The sequence below is a fragment of the Mesorhizobium sp. P5_C1 genome (genome assembly GCF_054049815.1).
This window is the reverse complement of the sequence record NZ_JBFULQ010000469.1, coordinates 1-4,276: the sequence shown is the minus strand read 5'-3', so window position 1 is coordinate 4,276 and position 4,276 is coordinate 1. Positions and strand designations below refer to the sequence as shown.

General features: G+C 58.9%; 1 protein-coding gene, 1 tRNA gene and 1 pseudogene. All 3 read right to left on the bottom strand.

Annotated features, from left to right (window positions below; all coding sequences use genetic code 11):
- A pseudogene (locus ACXJ7R_RS25970) lies at nt 1-1,460 on the bottom strand (hypothetical protein); the annotation flags it as partial.
- 189 nt (nt 1,461-1,649) lie between these two features.
- A tRNA-Thr gene (locus ACXJ7R_RS25965) sits at nt 1,650-1,724 on the bottom strand.
- Between the two features lie 987 nt (nt 1,725-2,711).
- A complete protein-coding gene (locus ACXJ7R_RS25960; RefSeq protein ID WP_457154325.1) occupies nt 2,712-4,274 on the bottom strand; it encodes a VCBS domain-containing protein in 1,563 nt (520 codons plus the stop codon).
- Nucleotides 4,275-4,276 lie beyond the last annotated feature (2 nt).

The following is a 4,276-nucleotide window of genomic DNA, read 5'->3' as shown; positions in this document are numbered from 1 at the left end:
ACGAAGAGGTGGCGCAGCCCGTGATTAGGGGCGACCCCAGAGCGGACCAGACCCACTGCCTTGCTCTTCACCCATCGCCCAATGAGTGACGTTGCGCCGTTCCTAAATAGCTGACCAGCAGGGGCGCCCCTCGCCCACTCAAGGAAACCCTCTGCTTTTAGGGCCGGATGGACGGGAATGCGCCGTTCGCTGCTTGCGGTCTTAAGGGAGCGCTTGCCGGCACTTGTCACTTTGAGGAACCACGATCCCTCGGCCTCAAAGAGATCAGCTTTCCTCAGCGTGTTCGCTTCGCTAATCCGGAGGCCCGCATAGAGGCACAGCCACGGCAGCCAGCGCTTGCTTGCGTCGGTCTCGTTCCGCGCCGCCCTGAGAACCGTGCGAGCCTCCTCAAGACGATACGCGGTCTCGCCACCGGGCTTCTCCATATAGCTTGGCAGCTCGACCTTGCCCGAGACCGTCTCCGCCGCCGCCATCGTCTCTCGGTGCTCCCGCAGGCGCTTGCCCCAGTTGATGATGGTCCCGAGGTTTACAAGCCGATCTGCGATGGACCGATTGGACGGCTCTCCCGCTTCCAGCATCGCATCCGCCCAGGCCTCGACCTCATGGACTGTCACGGTTGCCGCATTGGTTGAGCCCCGGTGGTGAGCGAAGGCATCGGCAATGCGCTTGTACTTCTTGACCGAGTTCTCTGGCATAGGCTTGGAGCCTTGCCCCGCGCTCCGCTTGGTGGCTTGAGCGTCGATGATCGCGGCGAATGTGACCACGGGACGGCCTGGCGCGGCCACTACGGACACTGGCTCCAAGACGAAGCCGGGAGCACCTTCAAGCTCCGGGACCGGCCTGTAATCGCCTCCGCTCCGCGCCACTAGGCCCCGTCGAGCAGCCCCCATCATGTCCGCCAGGTCGAAGGTCAGGAGACGCCGCGCCTCCTCCGTGACCAGAAGCCCCCGAGCCGCGAGGGCCGCATCAGCCTCAGCCCCATGCATTCCTTCCAGAGCCATCACGAAGTCTTGCCCCAGGCTCGCCTGGAGTGCTGGGAACCTGATGAACAGGGAGAGGGCCAACCGCACCCGTTCATGGTCGCCTGCCTTGAAGTAGGCGAGAAGAGCGCCCCGAAGTTCGGCACGTTCGCCGGGAGCCATTGAGATCATCGCCCCAGCCAACACCCCGCCATCGTCAGCACGGGCCTCTGGGGCCGGCAGACTTGGAGGAGCGTAAAACGGCTCTTCCTCATGCGCCGCCAGGAAGGCCTTGGCGTATTCGCCCGCGAGTGCGAAGCGTTGCTTCTGGGTTAGACCCCGAGGACCGTTCTCCAGGAGCGTCCCCCACGCCCCAAGCTTGAGGTCCCAAACAGCGAGGCGCTTGCGGTAGACTTCGCCGGCTCGATCCCGGTCATATTCCCCGAGGGACCGAGTGAATTCTTGAGTTTTCCCCAGGTCGGAGACGCCAAGAGACCGCAAATCGACGCGCCGATCCCATAACCTTTGGGGCACACGGAACTTGCCCTGCCACACCTCAGAGCCTTTGCGTTTGGACAGACCCCGCATTCGCCACCGCTTACCAGCCATACCAGAGCACTTTCCCATAACAGCCCGAATTAACGGAAGCCACGGAAAACTCTAAGTTTTTGATGCTGCTTCGAAAACGAATGGTGCTGCGAGAGAGGATTGAACTCTCGACCTCTCCCTTACCAAGGGAGTGCTCTACCACTGAGCTACCGCAGCAACGGGCGTGTGAATAGCCGCTGACGCCTTGAATTGCAAGGCGTTGAACCGACTTTCGACGAGATGCGCGGTTTTGGCTCGACGTAACCAATTTGGCACCATACTGGCACCGAACGCCCGCCAGTCGACACCATCCGAGAGAGAGCTACACCGTTTTCGCAACCAGTTTGGTGCCAAATTGGAGACAGCGGCCGGGTCATTCGCTATAATCTGCGTTTCACGACGGAACGCTGGGACACCTGCATGGACAAGAAGCATCGAGGCGCGCATTCGGAACTGGTGGCCACAGCATGGCTGTTGTCGCAAGGATATGAAGTCTTTCGCAACGTCTCGCCGCACGGCATAGCCGACGTGATTGCCGTCAATTTTGCGGCCGGGGAGCATCTGTGGATTGATGTGAAGACGTCTAACCACATTGCGGCACCTGATGGCTCGATTATGGAACGATGCGACAGCAGCAGGCTAACCGGAGAACAGCAGCACTGTGGCGTGCGACGGCTGATCGTCACTCGTGACGGCAATTGCCATTGGGTCGAAGAAAAGCCGGTCAAAGGCCCAAAGCCGCAATGTAAGGCGCCGGGATGCACTGAACTATCAAAAGCGGCCGGACTGAGCACAGCGCACTACTCGCGCATGGAGAGCCGCGCGCCCGAAACCCGTCCTCGCGCAAGACGGCGCTGCCCTCTGACGACCCGTACAGAGGTTTTCCGCACCCCCGGCCTTCACTCACTACCAGCGAACGCCTCCGCGCGCGTCCTCGCCCCCGCCACGCCGCGAATTGATAGGGTTACGAGGTTTCCCCTTGGCTCGATTCCGAGAAACCATCGAAACCGCTTCTGCTTGGATCGGCCTTGCACTGACCTCCCCGGTAGCTCGCCCTCAACGTAGAGTACGCGGGCGCCGCCCCGGCATTTCCAGCCGAGGAGCCCGCGCGTCCCTTTTCAAACTTGGACCAGTCTGCGTCCGTGGCCCATTCAACATYCCTGCTCACTCRTGCGGCTTCAAGAGATCCTTCAGGGTTGTCTTGGCSGTSTGGTCGGTGCTGGCATAGCCGCCGCCAGGCTTTGTCTGGTCCGGGGTGAGATCCGTGCTCGCTCCCGACGGCTTGTTCTGGTTCTGACCATAACCGCTAATCGTCTTGAGGACATTTAGCAGGTCTGTCGTCACCGAAGTGGACGCCAGGCCAATCAGGTTGTGGAACGACGCATGGCTGCCGTGATCACTGTTGCCATGGGCAGAGCCGGACTGCAGGAATTTTGCAGYGTCCTTGAGGCCGAGCGAGTCGGACGCGATGGCACCGSAGGCGCCCGTCGCTCCATTAGCCACGGTGGCGCCAGTCGAGCCCGTGGCTCCAACTGCGCCAGTCGCACCGGTGCCGCCGATTGCGCCTGTGGATCCCGTAGCACCGGTTGCTCCCGTGGCGCCGGTTGCGCCTGTGGCTCCCGTGGCGCCGGTCGAGCCAGTCGCTCCGGTCGAACCAGTTGCACCGGTGGCGCCAGTCGCTCCGGTGGCGCCAGTCGCTCCGGTCGAACCAGTTGCACCGGTGGCGCCAGTCGAACCAGTCGCACCTGTCGAGCCTGTTGCACCTGTCGATCCGGTGGCTCCGGTCGAGCCGGTTGCTCCAGTCGAGCCAGTCGCACCGGTTGCGCCTGTGGCACCGGTTGCGCCTGTGGTACCGGTTATTGAAATAGTTATATTCTGGCTGGTGCCATCGGTCGATTTGACCGTAAGCGAATCTGTTAGMTTCTGTCCCACTGGTACCGAAGCGGTCAGTTCATATGTCCAGAAGCCACTGAGGAAATCCGGGTTAGAGTCGAATCTAAATGTACCATACTGACTAGGGACTATAGGGCCAATACTCTGAAAGAATCCCTCATCGTGGTCAACATCTTGGACCGTCAAACGTCCAGATGCGACAGAGTGGTCTGTTGTCACGGAGCCGGTATAAGTACCTCCAAATGTAGCCGGGTCATTCGCTCCAATGATTACTATGTTAATTTGTTGCGGAGTTCCATCGATAGAGTTAACAGTAACTTTGTCAAATATTCTCTCTCCCCCCCGCAATTGCTGCAGTTTTTGCTGGTCGTTGAGCTTATAGTCCCATAAGCCTGTCGAGGTAAGAGAGATTGAACCTTCTTTTCCAAAATATACTCCATCTTGGAAGCCTTGCTGAGAGACACCTGTCCGATCGATGTCAGGGTCTATTATAGTCAACTGGCCAGTAAATTTAGGATCGTCTTCATTAAAAATTCCTGTTACATTTCCCCCAATTATGGCCGGGTCATCGACCCCAGTAATTTTTATTTTGATCTGATGTAGAAGTCCTCCAGTAGTCTTCACTATGACGCTGTCAGTCAACGATGCACCATGCACTAGCGCTTGAACTATCTCCTGCGTTGGTTCGTAATTCCAGGCGCCTTCGGGGTTGATKGTTAGGGAGCCGTAGGCTCCATCCTTCACAAGCTTAGGTTCGAAATAAGTGTCGATTGGGAGAACGTCTTTACCAACCACTTCCAAAAAACCAACAAGAGATGGGTCGTCTTCCGTCATAG